This window comes from Aeromonas sp. 84A, from assembly GCF_051919345.1.
Taxonomy (GTDB): domain Bacteria; phylum Pseudomonadota; class Gammaproteobacteria; order Enterobacterales; family Aeromonadaceae; genus Aeromonas; species Aeromonas veronii.
This window is the reverse complement of sequence record NZ_JBQBEW010000001.1, coordinates 1,464,515-1,479,511: the sequence shown is the minus strand read 5'-3', so window position 1 is coordinate 1,479,511 and position 14,997 is coordinate 1,464,515. Positions and strand designations below refer to the sequence as shown.

At 60.0% G+C, this 14,997-nt stretch carries 16 protein-coding genes; 8 read left to right on the top strand and 8 right to left on the bottom strand.

Going from position 1 to position 14,997, the window contains the following annotated elements:
- Nucleotides 1-23 precede the first annotated feature (23 nt).
- From efp to ACTG20_RS06880, 3 genes are all read left to right on the top strand, one after another.
- Nucleotides 24-590: an elongation factor P gene (efp, locus tag ACTG20_RS06890; protein WP_005335100.1), complete on the top strand. Its 567-nt coding sequence runs from the start codon at nucleotides 24-26 to the stop codon at nucleotides 588-590.
- Between the two features lie 134 nt (nucleotides 591-724).
- Entirely contained in the window at nucleotides 725-1,489 is a 765-nt protein-coding gene (locus ACTG20_RS06885) for a DUF3530 family protein (protein WP_194495482.1), read from the top strand.
- 145 nt (nucleotides 1,490-1,634) lie between these two features.
- Nucleotides 1,635-2,591, top strand: a complete 957-nt coding sequence (locus ACTG20_RS06880) for a D-2-hydroxyacid dehydrogenase (RefSeq protein WP_005362328.1) — start codon at nucleotides 1,635-1,637, stop codon at nucleotides 2,589-2,591.
- A gap of 84 nt (nucleotides 2,592-2,675) precedes the next feature.
- On the opposite strand, the gene ACTG20_RS06875 is transcribed toward ACTG20_RS06880, so the two are convergent.
- Together ACTG20_RS06875 and ACTG20_RS06870 are read right to left on the bottom strand one after the other, a co-directional pair.
- Complete coding sequence (locus ACTG20_RS06875; RefSeq protein WP_100645283.1) at nucleotides 2,676-3,158, bottom strand: YMGG-like glycine zipper-containing protein; 483 nt, start codon at nucleotides 3,156-3,158, stop codon at nucleotides 2,676-2,678.
- Nucleotides 3,159-3,405: 247 nt separating this feature from the next.
- Nucleotides 3,406-4,932 carry a diguanylate cyclase domain-containing protein gene (locus ACTG20_RS06870; protein ID WP_439987523.1) on the bottom strand — a complete coding sequence of 509 codons (1,527 nt, stop codon included), beginning with the start codon at nucleotides 4,930-4,932 and terminating at the stop codon, nucleotides 3,406-3,408.
- A gap of 273 nt (nucleotides 4,933-5,205) precedes the next feature.
- Between ACTG20_RS06870 and ACTG20_RS06865 the strand changes: the two genes are divergently transcribed.
- A complete protein-coding gene (locus tag ACTG20_RS06865) occupies nucleotides 5,206-5,808 on the top strand; it encodes a nitroreductase family protein (RefSeq protein WP_005348028.1) in 603 nt (200 codons plus the stop codon).
- A gap of 113 nt (nucleotides 5,809-5,921) precedes the next feature.
- Here ACTG20_RS06865 and ACTG20_RS06860 read toward each other — a convergent pair whose 3' ends face one another.
- Nucleotides 5,922-6,611 (bottom strand): HAD-IA family hydrolase, encoded by a 690-nt coding sequence (locus ACTG20_RS06860; RefSeq protein WP_100653108.1) that lies wholly within the window; start codon nucleotides 6,609-6,611, stop codon nucleotides 5,922-5,924.
- Nucleotides 6,608-6,853, bottom strand: a complete 246-nt coding sequence (locus ACTG20_RS06855; RefSeq protein WP_100653106.1) for a hypothetical protein — start codon at nucleotides 6,851-6,853, stop codon at nucleotides 6,608-6,610. The genes ACTG20_RS06860 and ACTG20_RS06855 overlap by 4 nt, the downstream gene beginning before the upstream one ends.
- Before the next feature lie 116 nt (nucleotides 6,854-6,969).
- On the opposite strand from ACTG20_RS06855, the gene ACTG20_RS06850 reads away from it, so the two are divergent.
- Nucleotides 6,970-7,878, top strand: a complete 909-nt coding sequence (locus ACTG20_RS06850; protein ID WP_439987522.1) for a LysR substrate-binding domain-containing protein — start codon at nucleotides 6,970-6,972, stop codon at nucleotides 7,876-7,878.
- 92 nt (nucleotides 7,879-7,970) lie between these two features.
- Here the strand turns inward: ACTG20_RS06850 and ACTG20_RS06845 are convergent, their stop codons facing one another.
- The 4 genes from ACTG20_RS06845 to ACTG20_RS06830 all read right to left on the bottom strand — a co-directional run bounded on the left by ACTG20_RS06845 (nucleotide 7,971) and on the right by ACTG20_RS06830 (nucleotide 11,701).
- The gene (locus ACTG20_RS06845; RefSeq protein WP_129503445.1) at nucleotides 7,971-8,909 is read right to left on the bottom strand and encodes a sensor domain-containing diguanylate cyclase; all 939 of its coding nucleotides are present in this window, start codon (nucleotides 8,907-8,909) and stop codon (nucleotides 7,971-7,973) included.
- A 199-nt stretch (nucleotides 8,910-9,108) separates the two neighbouring features.
- Nucleotides 9,109-9,789 carry a cold shock domain-containing protein gene (locus ACTG20_RS06840; protein WP_194495540.1) on the bottom strand — a complete coding sequence of 227 codons (681 nt, stop codon included), beginning with the start codon at nucleotides 9,787-9,789 and terminating at the stop codon, nucleotides 9,109-9,111.
- Nucleotides 9,790-9,921: 132 nt separating this feature from the next.
- Nucleotides 9,922-10,488: a cysteine hydrolase family protein gene (locus ACTG20_RS06835; RefSeq protein WP_194495485.1), complete on the bottom strand. Its 567-nt coding sequence runs from the start codon at nucleotides 10,486-10,488 to the stop codon at nucleotides 9,922-9,924.
- A 49-nt stretch (nucleotides 10,489-10,537) separates the two neighbouring features.
- The gene (locus ACTG20_RS06830) at nucleotides 10,538-11,701 is read right to left on the bottom strand and encodes an FAD-dependent oxidoreductase (RefSeq protein ID WP_194495486.1); all 1,164 of its coding nucleotides are present in this window, start codon (nucleotides 11,699-11,701) and stop codon (nucleotides 10,538-10,540) included.
- Nucleotides 11,702-11,966: 265 nt separating this feature from the next.
- On the opposite strand from ACTG20_RS06830, the gene miaB reads away from it, so the two are divergent.
- From miaB to ybeY, 3 genes are read left to right on the top strand one after another with little or no spacing between them, the layout of a single operon-like run.
- Nucleotides 11,967-13,400: a tRNA (N6-isopentenyl adenosine(37)-C2)-methylthiotransferase MiaB gene (gene miaB / locus ACTG20_RS06825; protein ID WP_042054725.1), complete on the top strand. Its 1,434-nt coding sequence runs from the start codon at nucleotides 11,967-11,969 to the stop codon at nucleotides 13,398-13,400.
- A gap of 54 nt (nucleotides 13,401-13,454) precedes the next feature.
- Nucleotides 13,455-14,504, top strand: coding sequence for a PhoH family protein (locus tag ACTG20_RS06820; protein ID WP_005362369.1), 1,050 nt, complete (start codon nucleotides 13,455-13,457; stop codon nucleotides 14,502-14,504).
- On the top strand, nucleotides 14,501-14,965 hold the full coding sequence (ybeY, locus tag ACTG20_RS06815) for an rRNA maturation RNase YbeY (RefSeq protein WP_194495487.1): 465 nt from the start codon (nucleotides 14,501-14,503) through the stop codon (nucleotides 14,963-14,965). Before ACTG20_RS06820 ends, ybeY begins: the two co-directional genes overlap by 4 nt.
- Nucleotides 14,966-14,997: the final 32 nt, after the last annotated feature.

The window sequence follows — 14,997 nt, the reverse complement described above, 5'->3', positions numbered from 1 at the left end:
TTTCACGAACAGGAATTTTTTACATGAAAACCGCACAGGAAATCCGCGCTGGTAACGTAGTCATGATCGGCACCGAGCCGATGGTGGTTCAGAAGGCTGAATTCAACAAATCCGGCCGTAACTCCGCCGTGGTCAAAATGAAGCTGAAGGGCCTGCTGAACGGCAGCGCTACCGAGACCGTCTTCAAGGCCGACGACAAGCTGGACGTAGTTCAGCTGGAACGTAAAGAGTGCACCTACTCCTACTTCTCCGATCCCCTGTATGTCTTTATGGACACCGAGTACAACCAGTACGACGTAGAGAAAGACAACCTGGGTGACGTGCTGAACTACCTGGTAGACGGCATGGAAGATCTGTGTGAAGTGACTTTCTACAACGAGAAAGCCATCTCCGTAGAACTGCCGACCACCATCGTGCGCGAAGTTGAGTACACCGAACCGGCTGCCCGTGGCGACACCTCCGGTAAAGTGACCAAGCCTGCCCGTCTGAAAGGCACTACCTACGAGCTGGCTGTTGCCGCTTTCGTAGAGATCGGTGACAAGATCGAAATCGATACCCGCACCGGCGAATTCAAGCGTCGCGTCAACTAATTGACCGCTTTGAATTGATTGCAAAAAAGCGAGCCACCGGCTCGCTTTTTTATTGCCTCCGAGTTGCCATCACACCGCCCGCCTTCAGAAAATTCCGCCGCCGCCGCTAACCCAGATAACCGGGGGAGCACACTATGGCCAGATTATCCTTATCACTGCTGTTATTGACCATGCTGGCTGGCCATGTCGCGCAGGCGAGCGACGTTGCACCGCCCATCGCGGAGCCACTCCCCCTCGATCACTGGCAAGCGAGCGACTGGAAAGGGCTGCCCGATGTAACCCGGATCGACAAGCAGACGGTGCTGTTCGCCAAACACGACAGTGAAAACTATCTGGGGCTCGCCATTTTACTGCCCGACTGGCAGCGCAGCGGCCAGCTGTGGCAACTGACTCGCGCCCTCAGCCAACTGGGCTTTGATACCCTGCTGCTGCTCCCCTCTCCCCAGCAAACCGAGCTCGACCCTGCCGCCGAGAAGAAAGCCAAGGAGAGCGATGCCTTTCGCAAGCAACTGGCTGAGCGGATCAGCAAGCTAGCTGATGCCAAGCTGCAGGAGGGGGGCTTCAAGCTGATCCTGGCGCAAGGTACCGGCGCCGCCTGGACTACCAACCTCATCGCCAGCGAACAGTTACCCGCCCCCGACGCGCTGGTGCTGCTCGATGGCTTCTTCCCCAATCAGCAGAGCAATCAGACCCTGGCCAAACAGGTGGCTCAGGCGGCCATCCCCACACTCGATCTCTATCAGGAGGATGGCGGTCGCTGGCCACTGCTGGCCGCCGAGGCCCGCAAAAGCGAGAGCCGGCGCAGCAACAAGCTCAACTATCGCCCCTACGCCCTGATGGAGCTGGAGGAGACCCCCACCCGCATTCAGGGCTGGCTCAACCATCTGGGCTGGCTCTAAACCAGCCGCCACCGTGGCGCAATAAAGCGCGCGCCAGCTCACATCTGCCGGATAAAGCCCAACCCTGCCACGGCGACGATCTGGCCCTGACCGCATCCTCTTTGGCATCATGGCCTCTCGAACCTGAACAATGGCAGGAAGGCTCATGCAGCAGATTGTGTTTCTCGACAGCGATACCCTGGATGCGGGCATCACCCTGCATCACCCCGACTTCCCCCACCACTGGCAGAGCTATCCAAGTACTACCCCGGAACAGGTGGTGGAACGGCTCAAAGATGCCAGCATCGCTATCATCAACAAGGTACGGATCGGCGCCGCCGAACTGGCCCAGTTGCCTGAGCTCAAACTCATCGCGCTCGCCGCAACCGGCAGCGACAACGTGGATCTGGAAGCGTGCCGCGCCGCCAACGTCGGGGTGTGCAACATTCGCAACTACTCGGGCCCCTCGGTGCCGGAGCACGCCATGGCGCTGATGCTGGCCCTGTCACGCAACCTCTTCTGCTGGCGCCAGTCGCTGCTGGAGGGGCGCTGGCAACAGAGCGGCCAGTTCTGCTTTTTCGACCACAACATCATGGATCTGCACGGCAAGCAGCTTGGCATCATCGGCAAAGGGACACTCGGTCAGGCGCTTGGCGAGCGGGCCAAGGGAATGGGGATGACAGTGCGTTACGCCCAGAGCCAGGTCGGCGCCAGTCACGACGAGGATCGCCTACCCCTCGACGAGTTGCTGCAAAGTTCGGATGTGATCAGCCTGCACTGCCCGCTCACCCCCTACACCCGCAACCTGATTGGCGAGCGGGAGCTGGATCTGATGAAACCGGGCGCTCTGCTGATCAACGTCGGCCGTGGCGGGCTGGTGGATGAGGAGGCGCTGCTGCAAGCGCTGGCCAACGGCCGCCTCGGTGGTGCCGGTTTCGATGTGGCGAGCGTCGAACCGCCGCCTCCCGACCATCCCTTGATGAAGGCGCTGCAATACCCTCACTTCATTCTGACCCCCCATGTGGCCTGGGCCAGCGAAGAGTCGATGCAGCGACTGGCCGACCAGCTGATCGACAACATCAACGCCTTTGCCGCCGGTCGCCGCCAGCACCGGCTGGTGTGACTGCACGATCGAGTCACCACACAATGCACAACGGGGCCAACAGGCCCCGTTTTGCATCTTCCGCACTCACTCACTGCACACGCATCAATCGTCGTCATGCCATCTGTGCTTCTTATGCTTTTTGTACTTCTTGTGGTGCTTGTGATGGTGATGATCATCGTCATCATCGTAATAACGATCCTGGCTCTTGTGGCCATCGCCGGTCTTGGCACCGATGGCTGAACCGCTCGCCCCGCCGACCCCGGCGCCGATCAGCTGACCGGTATCGCCACCGACACTCTTGCCGATGGCTGCACCGCCCAGCGCCCCCACCGCGCCGCCAAGGGCCGCTTCATTCTTGTTGCCCTTGTTGGCCGTTGCCGCACCACCAGCTGCGCCGCCAATGGCCGCACCAACCAGCGCACCGGTATCGCCCCCCAACTCCTTGCCGATCATGGTGCCCGCCACCCCGCCTGCGCCGCCACCGAGAATGGTATTGAGGGTCTCGGAGGCGTGCACGGTCGTACTGCCAGCGAGCAAGGCGCCCAACAGGGCCAGTGCGCGAAGCGCGCGCGAATTCATCTCCATGGGTACTCCTGTCAAACCTGATTAATATTCAGCGGCACTATACAAAGCGCCACGGGGTTCGCCAGCCAGCAGAAATGAGGGATGCGACAGTCAATGGCCGCACGGCTACTGCCAAAAATGGAAGAGTAAAATCAAGCGATTGAATTTAAAGATTAAAATCACCAAAAAGCCAAACTATTACGGCTGGGTGACCCACAATCTGGTTGTCGTGTCCCGGCACAGGCCCGCCGCGCTGGGACAAAAGCTGTCAGTCAGCAGCCTCATCCGCCAAATGCCAGCAGTTCCGGCCAGCCTCCTTGCTGCGGTAGAGGGCAGCATCAGCCCGCTCGAAGATAGGGCCGGCGGCAGGAGAATGGCAGGCGCCGCCGGCACTCAGGGTGATCGGCCCATGGTGTTCACGCCACTGTTGCTGACGCACCAGTTCAAGCAGACAACCGAGTTTCTCCGCCAACTCATCCTGTGGCTGTTGCAGCAGAGCGGCAAATTCATCCCCACCTATCCGGTAAACCGTACTCACCCCCAGCACATCAGCAAGACAGTTGGCCACCCGACACAGCACCTGATCGCCGAAGGCATGGCCCTGGCTGTCGTTGACCCCCTTGAAGTGATCGACATCAAACAGCAGCAGCCAGAAGCACGCCCCCCTCTGCTCCAGTGCCGCCTTGTGCTGCTCGAAGGCTCGTCGGTTCATGATACCGGTCAGGGGATCCCGCAACAGCGCATCCTGCACCTTGAGAAAACTGACCCTGACCTGATCGATCTCGTTCAGGCTGCGCCGCACGAACCAGGTCTTGGGCTCACTGACAGGCGCTGAACGCTCCAGATCGCGCACGATGCCGGTCAATGAGCCCGACACCAGCTCCTGCTCCTGGCGGAAGATCCGCACCAGCAGACTCAGGCTGCAACACCAGATGGCAAACAGAGAGAGCAGTGGAAAAACCACCATCTGCAACGCATCGTAGAGGCTGTCACGAAACAGTACTGGCGGCAGATAGATGTTGAGATCCCAACCAATATCCGCCAGCTCACGCTTGATATAAGTCCCATGCCACAGCACATCCAGGCCGAGCCACTGCTGACTCTGATGCTGCTTGATGGTGTTGGTCGCCAGCAGATCCATATTGCTGCCCACTACCAGCTGCTCAGTGTCACGTAAGGTCAGATAGAGTGCCGCCTGATTACTACCGACCGTGCGCTGCAGCGCCTGCTGCAGCGAGTCGAATGACATGTCAACCATCAGCAGACCCAGCAACTGCCCCTGCTCGTCCCTCACCCGTTTGATCAGGCTGAGAATCAGCTCCTGAGTATTGTATTCAGGGTAGGGGCCAAACCAGACGGGCTCGTCGCCCGGCATGGCGGTCACCTGATACCAGGGGCGCAGCGCTGCCTTATAACCTGGGGGCGCGAGCCACTCCGGGTAACTGTCGATGCGATCCGCTTTCAGGTTGTAAAAGTAGATATAGTGGTTGCCGGGCTTGATCTGATGGGCAATAGCCCAGATGGGAGAGTCGGCCGGCTCGCCGCGGGCTATCTTCTCCTTGTCTAGGGAGCCCTCCAGCACTGCCAGTTGCCGCTCATTGACCTTCACCATCTCGTGGATCAAGGACGCCTCAACGGAGGAAGCCATGTGACCGAAGCCGGATACCGTCATGTCGATATCCCGCAGATAGCTGGCAATGGCCATGATGATCGTCACGATCAGGATCAACAAGCCAAGCAGTGCGGAGAGGGGGGCCAGCACATAGTAACGCTTGTTGAGATACGAGCGGCTCACATGACATCCGAACAGGGGAAAACATAGCGGGATTGTGCGAGAGAAAGGAGAGTGAATCATTGATTAATATCACTTCAACGCCCCTTTAATGACATTTCCAATACTAACAAAACATCAAGGTTCGCAAACGAATATCAACTGACAGGAAAAACGCTAGTTACCCCGGGTTAACCCCGCTCTGCATTGCGGGTGTTATAGTCTATACCTGACGCGGCCGGCGCTGGACACACCGTCCATCACCGGCTGCAACGCCAAGCAGAACAAGGAGATGTTATGAGCAGTCCGTTTATCGAACAGATCAAAGCACGTCGTACCATCTATGCCCTGGGCGACCAGGTGTCCCATACACCGGAGCAGCTGACAGCCCTGATCCAGGATGCCATCAGGCACAGCCCCTCCTCCTTCAACTCCCAGAGCTCCCGTGCAGTCATCCTGTTTGGCGCCCAGCATCACAAGCTGTGGGATATCGTCAAAGCCGAGCTGAAAAAGATTGTGCCGCCGGAAGCCTACGCCCAGAGTGAGGCCAAGGTAGATGGCAGCTTCCGCGCAGGCTTTGGTACCGTGCTGTTCTTCGAAGACACCGACGTCATCAAGGATCTGCAGCAAAAATTCGCCCTCTACGCCGACAACTTCCCCATCTGGTCGGAACATGCCACCGGCATCGCCCAGTTTGCGGTCTGGACGACGCTGGCGCAGGAAAAAGTCGGTGCCTCCCTGCAGCACTACAACCCCCTCATCGACGAGGCGGTACGCAAGGAGTGGAACCTGCCCGCCAGCTGGCTGCTGCGTGCCCAGATGCCCTTTGGCAGTATCAAGCAACCGGCCGGCGACAAGACCTTTATCGACGACGCTACCCGTTTCCGCGTTTTCAAATAACGGTCAGATGGCAAAACGCCCCCGCATCTCGGGGGCGTTTTTATTGCGGCATACAGTGTTGATGGCGATGGTTCATACCGCAATCTGCGGTCGTAATACGCTCTATCCACCGCTCAGGCGAGCAGCGTCACCAGCAGGGACTCGCCTTTCCCCAACGCAACCTTAACCTCGCGCCAGTCGCGGATCACCGCCACCACCGCCGGATTGAACGGCGCATCGCCTCCTACCTGCACCACGGTGCAACCTGCACGCAGGGCACTCTCGATACCGGCCGGGGCATCCTCAAATACCAGACAGCAATCAGGCGAGACGCCAAGCCGTTCAGCCCCCAGCAGATAGGACTCGGGATCGGGTTTGCCATTGATCACAGCTTCGGCCCCCACCAGTACGTGGGGCAGCGGCAAACCGGCACAACTCAGGCGATGGCGGGCAACCCGCTCACTGGCGGAGGTCACAATGGCCCAATGCTCTGGCGGTAAGCGGCGCAGCAACTCGCCAGCCCCAAAGATGGCGTCGCCACCGGTATGCTGCATCTCCAGCTCGTCGAGCCGGGCCGCTTCCCGCTCCACATCCAGCTGCGGGGCCAGCGCCCGGATCACCTCACGCGAGCGCATACCGTGGCACATAGCCAGTACCGGCTCTGGGGCAAGCTGATGATGCTGGCACCAGAGCCGCCACACCTTCTCCACATCGCCGGTCGAGCAGACCAGGGTGCCATCCATATCGAGCAGCAGGGCGGCGACCGCTACGGTTTTGGTGCCGCCTGTACAAACGGCCGGTTCGCGACTCATGCCGGTAATCATGCCGATACTCCCGTAAGCTCAGGCTCAGCCCCCTGTAGCGCATCGGCAAAGGCCTGCTGCTGGGCGGCACGTTCATAACAGGCGAGCGCCTGTTCAGCGCTGCCTGCCCACACCTGCAGCGGGCCGACCACAAACCCCTGTTGCAGCAGGCTGGCAAGCAGCTCCCCCGTTTCAGGCGCGGCCAGCGGTTGGGCCAGCACCAGCGTGCCCTTGATCAAAAAGAGATAGCGTTGGGTAGACATGATATGGCTCCTTGTTCCGGTTCAGAGGAGGGCGATTCCCCCCTTGCCGAGCCATTAGAACAAGGCGATTAGATAATTTATAATCAATAAATCGCCACCTTGGATAACCAATTGGAATGAAATTCGACTTGAGGCAACTACAGGCGTTTGTGACGCTGGCCGACACCGCCAACTACCGGGAAGCAGCCAGCCGCCTCTTTATCACCCAGCCGGCCCTCACCAAGCAGATCCAGGGGCTGGAGCAGACGCTGGGCTGCACCCTGTTCAAGCGGGGCCGCCATGGTGCCGAGCTGACGGCGCTCGGCGCCCAGCTGCTCACTCAGGCGAGTGCACTGGTCAAACACGGCAGGGAGTTCGAAAGCCATGCGCTGGCGGTGGCGAGCGGGGTAGCCGGTCGACTCAAAATTGGCTTCGGTCTGTCGAGTTTCGCACTGGCCCCTGCGCTGGTGGCCCGCTTCAAGCAGCAGGTTCCGGACGTGATGGTCCATCTGCAGGATATGCCCTCCGCGATCCAGCAGGAGCAGCTGCTCTCCGGCCAGTTGCAGCTGGGCTTTATGCGCAGACCTCACGTGCCGCAGTTGCAGGAGCACAGACTGCTGATCGACCGGCTGGTGCTGGCGGTGCCGACACGGATGACCGAGCCAGACCCGGCCGCATTCAACGTCCAGCAGGCACTGACCAGTCAACCCCTGTTGCAGATGGTGGGCCACCGCTGCCCCGGTCTCAGCCAGCAGATCGCCGGTTTTCTCGGCGCCAATCGGCTGACCGGCATGGTTCAGGAGGCCGAAGATATCCAGACGCTGGTGGCATTGGTCGCAGCAGGCATAGGCAACGCCATCCTGCCGCGCAGCGTCAGCTTTATCGCAGGGCCCGATGTCACCCTCTATCCTCTCTCTGGTCCCAGCTCCGAGTGGGAGGTCAGCATGGTATGGAATCCGGACTTTGCCGACCCCATCCGGGATCACTTCGTCAGGCAGGTGATCGCCAGCCATCCCCTGCCGGTGTCAGCCACACCCGAGCGCTGAAACCAACGCTCGCTGGTAGCTAACATCGTGCCACGTCAAAACAGTGCGACCCCATCAAGGGGGCGCATGCAGGACAAAAGCGGTAATGCGGCTCAACAGCTGGCGCAGTGACTACGGTTTTTACCCGCCCCCTTGGCGCAATAAAGCGCCGCATCGGCCGCAGCCAGCAACGCCCCTTCCCCCTCCAGCAGTTGCTCTGCCGTGTAGGTGGCAATGCCAATGCTGGCGCTAAGCTGAATATTATTTGCCACCACGATGTCGAGATCGTTGATGGCCTGGCGGATCTCCTCTCCAATCCGCTGAGCCGCATCTCGATCTGTATTGCCGAGGATCAGGGCAAACTCGTCACCACCAAAACGGCAGGGCAGATCCGCCGGACGCTGGCAGAAGGATTGCAGAAGATGGCCCACCAGTTGGAGGGAGCCATCCCCCATCTGATGACCAAGATGGTCATTACACGCCTTGAAGTTATCCAGATCCAGCATGATGAGGGAGAGCGGGGTATGTTCACGCATGCTGCGCCGCCACTCGTTATGCAAAAAGCTGTTGAACAGCCGCCGATTGGCCAGTCCGGTCAGGGGATCATGTTGGGAGAGGCTGGCAACTTCCAGCTCCAGCAGCTTGCGCTCGGTGATATTGATATGGGCGATGGAAAAATACTCGGCATCAAGCCCGGGTACCGGCGCGACTCGCATCATAAACCAGCGCTGGGTGTCGGGGCTGTGGCAGGGGTATTCCAGATAGAACTTCTCCTGCTGATGACGGATAACCCGGAGGATCCCCTCCACGGCAGCCAATCCAGAGGGCTCGGATTCAGCGTCACAAGCCCCCATGTAATTGACCCCAATCCAGTTATATCCCTTGGGCATACCGTTTTGCTCGGCAAACAGATCCCAGGCGAGATTGGTGTAATGGATCACGCCATCCCGATCTATCACCGATATCTGGTCTTCCAGCGAATCCAGCAGTGCAGCCAGATGATGGGCTCGCTCGGCGAAGTGACTCTGCCGCGTCTGTATCTCATCCGCCATGGTGGCCATCCTGTGGCAAAAGTGGCATACCGCCATCTATTAACAATTAAGTCAGCAGATAGAGTAAAGCACCCCATTCCCACTTAGCCAACTGAGACCAAATTTCACCATCGAACACCATCCGGCAAGGTTTCAGGACAGTTTCCCTGTTCCGGATAACAAGAGCACATCATGAGCATATGTATCTGATAAGTCACATTTAATGACCACACCACTGATTTTCACAGGGGATGCCATCTCCTTCCCCATCCATCTTGGTACCAGGGCAGTTTTGTAAAAACCAGGTTGCCTCCTCGCAGGAGGTCATCTGGGAGCAATGCTGCCGACCATCACACTGGCGAATAAAGGTCGTTGCCTGTGGCGTACTGACCTCCTCCTGATTGAAAGAGGAGACCGGCAATGGCGCCATCGACTCGGCCGAGAAACGGGAATAGATGGAAAAGAGGCCGACGAGCACCAGCAGGGGGATCAGTTTGCCACTCCAGCTGCTCTTGCGACGTCGATAGGGGTTACTTCTCTCTCTGGTCAAGGTAGGTCGTGGCGGCTGACTTGCCGCCCGAAACGATGGCGCCGCTGATGATGCGGCCGATCTTGCTGCTGATGATTCGGCCGAGGGCACGGCATCCGCCAACGTGAGCGGGCGATCGGGGAAAAAGACCTGTAACGCCCTCGGTTTGCCATCCTGGCCACTGCCGATCAGATAGGTGACACGCTCCCCCGGCTCTGGCACCCGACCATCTGATTGCAACGCCGTAACATGCACAAACAGCCCTGCACCGCGTGATCCATTGATTGTCTGCTCGGCGCCATTTTGCTCCGGCGTAATAAACCCAAAGCCGCGCGCCTCGTTCCAGCTCGCGATCCGTCCCTGATAACGCATCTGTCCATCCTTGTTGTTATCCATGTGAGCACTATCTTGCCCGACAATCATGTTGCCCAAAAGCGCTGCGGCCCGACAAGGGGCCGCAGAGTCAATCTCAACACGGTGCTCGGGTGCAGCCTGCGTTAAGGATCAAGCCAGCAGGGACACCTTGATGATCTCGGCGATGCGGCTCAGCATCCGCAGCGAGGTGTGATGCTCGGTGGCATCTGCGGCGGCGCAGGCATCCTCCAGAATGGTGATGGAGTAGTCGCGATCGTGACCATCCCGCGTCGCAGCCTGAATGGCCCAGCTGGTACTCACTCCGCACAGATAGAGGTGGTCGATGTGGTTGGCCCGCAGCGCAGGCTCCAGCGCCGTGCCATAGAAGGGGCTGACCCTGGGCTTGGCCAGCACCAGATCACCGGGTTGCACATCCAGATCCGGATGAAAGTCGGTGCCGCTGTCAGCCAAGGAGAGCGCCCCCAACTGGTGAGCCCGACCAAACATGGGGGAGCCTTTGGGTTGCAGCTGATAGCCGCCGTCAAAGCCCACCTTGATCAGCACTACCAGCCAACCGTGGGCGCGGGCATGGGCCAGCGCCTGATTGGCATGCGCAATGGCATCCTGCTCCACCACGTGGGCTGCCGAGGCGGCAATGCGCCCGTCGGGATGGGCAATATCGTTGATAAAATCGATCACCAGCAGTGCCTTGTTCATCACCTTTGCTCCTTCGCGCATTCAGCCCGTGCTATCTGGTTTCTACCTGTCAAACCAGCCCCAGTGCATAGCGCAGCGCCATTTCCTTTAAGGTGCCAGCTTTATCCGCCAGATTGAGTGCCAGATTACGGGCCAGCTTGAGGGGGCCAATCTCGTTGCTGAACACCCCGTAGAAGAGATCCATCCCCGACTGCATCAGCAGGTTGTCGGGACGACGGCGCCGCTCGTAACGCTCTGCCAATGCCAGCTGATGCCAGTCGGCGCCAGCTCCTTGCAGCAGATCAGCCCAGCAGGCCACATCCTTGAAGCCGAGGTTGACCCCCTGCCCCGCCAGCGGGTTGATGGTGTGGGCAGCATCGCCAAGCAGCACCACCCTACCGGCGTGATAGTCGTTGGCGTGGCGGCGCACCAGCGGGAAGCTCCCCTTGCCGGTGACGGTAAATCCGCCGAGCCGGCTTGGGAAGTGGCGACGCACTTCGGCGGCGAGCGCCTCGTTGCTCATGGCAGCCAGCGCGCGGATTCGGGTCGGGCTGTCATACCACACCAGAGAGCCGTGCTGACCGGGCAGCGGCAGGAAGGCGCGCGGGCCGCTCGGGGTGAACTGCTGCCAAGTGATATCTTCCTGCGCAAAGTCGGTGTCGATATTGATCAGCATGCAGTGCTGGCGGTACTCGAAGCGCGATACGCCGATACCCGCCAGCTTGCGGGTGTGGGATTCGGCTCCGTCACAAGCCAGCACCCAGCGGGCCGCCAGCTCGGTGCCATCATCCAGAGTCAGCACAGCTTCATCCGCACTCTGGCGCAGGCTGGTCACAGCCGCCGGGGTGTGGGTCTGGATGGTGGGAAAATCTTCCATCCGCTTGAGCAGGGCGAGCTGCACCACCCGGTTTTCGATGATGTAGCCAAGCTGGGGCAGACCGAGGTCGGCGGAATTGAAGCGGGTGGCAAAACCGTCCAGCTCCCAGGTCTCCAGCCGGCGGTAGGGACAGAGCCGCATCTGCTGCAGATGGTGCCAGGCACCGGCCTGCTCCAGCAGCGCCACCGAGGCCTGACTGATGGCGGAGACCCGCAGATCCAGCGGCTGCTCCGGCGCGTAATGCTCCGGCAGTTGGGTCTCGATGACCCGCACCGAGAGGCCCTGAGCTGCCAGCAGGCAGGCGGTGGCGGCGCCTACCATGCCGGCGCCGACGATGGCGATATCACACTGTTCCATACATTTATTCCTGAAAGGGTGCGTCCGGCGACAGCGCCCGGACGTGAACCGGATGGCTGCATGATAGCGCAAGGACGGCTGATAAACAGTGAGACAAACGGGGAATTGCTGCGTCAAATCAAGGAGAAAGCTTATTGAGCTTGCTGGCAACAGGTATCGGGTGAGCACCATTGCCAGCTGGATATTAGCTAGGCAGTATCCAGATTGCGGAGTAAAATGCGCGGTCCTTTGACCATGCCGATTTCAAAACAAGTCAAGAGAAGCAATGAGCAAGAAACTTCACATTAAAACCTGGGGTTGCCAGATGAACGAGTATGACTCGTCCAAAATGGCCGACCTGTTGGATGCCAGCAATGGCTACACCCTTACCGAAGAGCCCGAAGAGGCAGATGTCTTGCTGCTGAATACCTGCTCCATCCGCGAAAAGGCGCAGGAGAAGGTGTTCCACCAGCTGGGACGCTGGAAAAAGCTCAAGGCCAACAAGCCCGGTCTGGTGATCGGCGTGGGTGGCTGCGTTGCCTCTCAGGAGGGCGATGCCATCCGCCAGCGCGCTCCCTATGTGGATATCGTGTTCGGCCCGCAGACCCTGCATCGCCTGCCCGCCATGATCAAGGAAGTGCAAGAGGGCCGTGGTGCCCAGGTTGATATTGCCTTCCCCGAGATCGAAAAATTCGACAGCCTGCCCGAACCGCGCGCCGAAGGGGCCACCGCGTTCGTCTCCATCATGGAAGGCTGCTCCAAATACTGTACTTACTGCGTGGTGCCCTACACCCGCGGTGAAGAGGTGAGCCGTCCGCTGGACGACGTGCTCTACGAAATCGCCCAGCTCGCCCAGCAGGGCGTGCGCGAAGTGAACCTGCTCGGCCAGAACGTCAATGCCTACCGCGGCCCGACCTTTGATGGCGGCATCTGCACCTTCGCCGAGCTGCTGCGTCTGGTGGCCGCCATCGACGGTATCGATCGCATTCGCTACACCACCAGCCACCCGATCGAGTTCACCGACGACATCATCGAAGTCTACAAAGACACCCCGGAAGTGGTCAGCTTCCTGCACCTGCCGGTGCAGAGCGGCTCCGACCGTATTCTGACCATGATGAAGCGCCCGCACACCATCCTGGAGTACAAATCCAAGATCCGTCGCCTGCGTGCCGCCCGTCCCGACATCACCATCAGCTCCGACTTCATCGTTGGCTTCCCGAACGAGACGGACGAAGACTTTGAAGCGACCATGAAGCTGATCGAGGATGTGGGTTTCGACATGAGCTTCAGCTTCATCTTCAGTCCGCGCCCGGGCACCCCGGCCGCCGACATGCCCGACGATGTCGACATGGAAGTGAAGAAAGCCCGTCTGGCCCGCCTGCAGCACGTCATCAACAACCAGGCAATGCAGATTGGCCGCGCCATGCTGGGCACCACCCAGCGCATCCTGGTGGAAGGGCCCTCCAAGCTCGACCCGATGCAGCTGTGTGGCCGCACCGAGAACAACCGGGTGGTCAACTTCGAAGGCCTGCACACCCTGATCGGCGGCTTTGCCGACGTGGAGATCACCGAGGTGCGTCCCAACTCCCTGCGCGGCAAGTTCATCCGCGGCGAGAGCGAGATGAACCTGCGGATCGCCACCGCACCGAGCGAAATCCTGGCCCGTCGCCCGGATAACGTACCGGACGAACTGGGCGTTGCCGCCTTCACTCCCCATTAATCCCCTCCTCCCCATTCGCCCGGCGGATGGGGAGCGCCTTGAGACGAGGATATTTTGAGCCGACACATCTCGACCCTGAATCTGCATCTGGAGCCCGCCGACAACCAGCGCCTTGCCAGCCTGTGCGGCCCCTTCGATGACAACATCAAGCAGCTGGAGCGCCGCCTCGGCGTCGAGATCAGCTACCGTGACAGCCACTTCCAGTTGGTGGGCAAACCGGCCCAGCTGGATGCCGCCGCCGTCATCCTCAAACACCTCTATGTGGAAACCCAGCCCCTCAAGGGTGGCAAGGTGACCGACATCACCCCCGACATGGTCCATCTGGCCATTCAGGAGTCGCGGGTGCTGGAGCAGGATGATGAACCGGCGCCGAGCATCCCCTATGGCAAGGAGGTGACGGTCAAGACCAAGCGCGGTCTCATCAAGCCACGCAGCCCAAATCAGGCCCAGTACATTGCCAATATCGTGCGCCACGATATCTGCTTCGGCATAGGCCCGGCCGGTACCGGCAAGACCTATCTGGCGGTCGCAGCGGCGGTGGATGCGCTGGAGCGTCAGGAGATCCGCCGCATTCTGCTGACCCGTCCGGCGGTGGAAGCGGGCGAGAAGCTGGGCTTCCTGCCTGGCGATCTCTCCCAGAAGGTGGATCCTTACCTGCGCCCGCTCTACGACGCCCTGTTCGAGATGCTGGGCTTTGAGCGGGTCGAGAAGCTGATGGAGCGCAACATCATCGAGGTGGCGCCGCTCGCCTATATGCGCGGAAGAACCCTCAATGACGCCTTTATCATTCTCGATGAGGCCCAGAACACCACCACCGAGCAGATGAAGATGTTCCTGACCCGGATCGGCTTCAACTCCAAGGCCGTGGTCACCGGCGACATCACCCAGGTAGACCTGCCGCGCAACGCCAAATCCGGCCTGCGCCACGCGCTGGAAGTGCTGCCAGGGGTCGATGGTCTGTCGTTCAACTTCTTCGAGTCCAAAGACGTGGTGCGCCACCCGGTGGTGGCCCGTATCGTGCAGGCCTATGAGGCGTTCGACGCCAAACAGGCCGCCGAGAAGGTGGCCGGCCAAACAAACGCCAGCAAAGAGAGTGAGCAATGAGCGTAACCCTGGATCTGCAACTGGCCAGTGCCAGAACTGACGGCCTGCCCACCGAAGCCCAGCTGCAAGGCTGGCTCGACGGCACCATTCTCGGCTTCCAGCAGGAGGCTGAAGTGACGGTGCGTATCGTCGACGAGGCGGAGAGCAACGAGCTCAACCTCACCTATCGCGGCAAGGACAAGCCCACCAACGTGCTCTCCTTCCCGTTCGAGGCGCCACCCGGTCTGGAGCTGCCGCTGCTCGGCGATCTGGTGATCTGCCGTCAGGTGGTAGAGCGCGAGGCCGAGGAGCAGGGCAAGCCCCTCATGGCCCACTGGGCCCACATGGTTGTGCATGGCAGTCTGCATCTGCTAGGTTATGACCATATCGAGGATGAGGAAGCCGAAGAGATGGAAGCGCTTGAGCGCGACATCATGCAGGAGCTCGGTTTTGCCGATCCTTATCTGAACGACGAAGAGTAAAGAACCGGATGGTCATCGTCTTGAAACAGCAG